General features: G+C 74.1%; 1 protein-coding gene. It reads left to right on the plus strand.

Translation table 11 applies throughout. The annotated features are described in order from the left end of the window. Positions 1-1,456, plus strand: a 1,456-nt coding sequence (locus tag GA0115240_RS13530) for a hypothetical protein (protein ID WP_093736926.1), incomplete at its 5' end; no start/stop codon positions are given. Positions 1,457-1,497 lie beyond the last annotated feature (41 nt).

Genomic DNA, 1,497 nt, shown 5'->3' on the forward strand with positions numbered 1-1,497 from the left:
GGCACCGGGCCCGGCGGCCGACGAGGGCCTGGCCCGCCGGCTGAAGGCGCTCGCCTGCACCGCGCCGCTGCACGACCTGGACACCCGCAAGGCCAATCTGGCCGGCGAGTACTCGGTCTACGCGATGGCCGAGGTGGCGCTCGCCGTGATCGACCTGGTCACCCTCAACATGGACTTCGACACCGGCGCCGACCACGACCAGATAGTGGCCAGGCTGCTGCCCCGGGTCGCGGCCCAGGCGCCCGCGAGATCACCGGTCGAGCACGAGCGGGTCGCCCGCTGGGTGCTGGAGAACCTGATCAACGTCGGCAGCGCCGACCGCGGATTCCGCGCGGTGTACGGCACGTTCGGCGCCGACGGCGCGTACGTCCGGCGGGACTACGACTTCAAGCTGATCGAAGAGGTGCCGGCGCCCGGCGGCACCCTCTACCTGCGGACCACCGACGAGGCGGTCAACGTGCTGGTCGGCGCGCTCGACACCGACGTCACCAGCGCGCAGATCGCCGCCGAGGTGAAGCTGGAGGTGCTGATCAGCCGAGGCAGGCTCGCCGACGCCCAACTCGCCGCCGAGCAGGCCCGCTACCGCACCGTGCAGTACGCCGAGACACTGCGCCGCACCCTGGAGGCCACCCGGCGCAACGTACGGGCGGTGGACTGGCTGCGACAGGTCCCGGACATGATCGCCGAAGCGCTGGACCACGTCGCCGACCGCTACCGGCACGAGAACGCGATTCTCACCAACATCCGCAAGGCCAGGGACGAGGCGGAGGAGCCGGAGCACAAGCGGCGGGCCGCCGAACTGGTGGACATCGTCAAGGACTGCATCCGGCGGCACACCCAGCTCCAGTCCCGGCTGCTGGAGGCAGGGCCGCTGTTCCGCGCCGAACAGGACCGCCAGGCTTTCGCCGCGCCGCCCGCGCGGGCCGGGCTCGATCTCTACGGGCAGCTGGTCGCGCCGCTGCTGCCGCTGCCGGTCGAGCAGGCGTCGCGGGTCACCGACGCGTTCTTCGCCCGGGGGGCGGGGCTGCGGACACCCGCCTCGGTCCGGGTGGCCGACCTGGTGGAGTCGCTGCTCACCCCGCCGGTCGAGCGGGAGCACCTCGGGGCGGAGATGCCGGAGCCGGACCTGGTGGCCACGCCGGACGACTCCCGCTTCTCGGACGAGCAGTTGGAGTCGGCCCTGGCACTCCTCGACCTCCCGCACGACGCGCCGCGCCGGCTGTCGGGCTTGCTCGCCGAGGCCCGCCGCCGCGACCCCGACCTCCCGTACCTGGTCGCGCTGCTCGCCGTCCACGCCGCCTCCCCGCCGGTCGGTACCGCCTACCGCCAGGGCGAGCCCCACCTGCTGTTCGCGGTGGACGACGGCACCCCGCTGGACGACCCCGAGTTCGGCGGCGCCGACCTCGTCCTCGGCACCGCCCGCCTCGCAGCGCCGCGACCTGCGGAGCCGGCGTGATGACGCCTGCCGCCGGCCGACCCGGCCCCCGGCGCCGCCGA

It is taken from the genome of Streptomyces sp. DvalAA-14, from assembly GCF_900091855.1.
GTDB lineage: Bacteria > Actinomycetota > Actinomycetes > Streptomycetales > Streptomycetaceae > Actinacidiphila.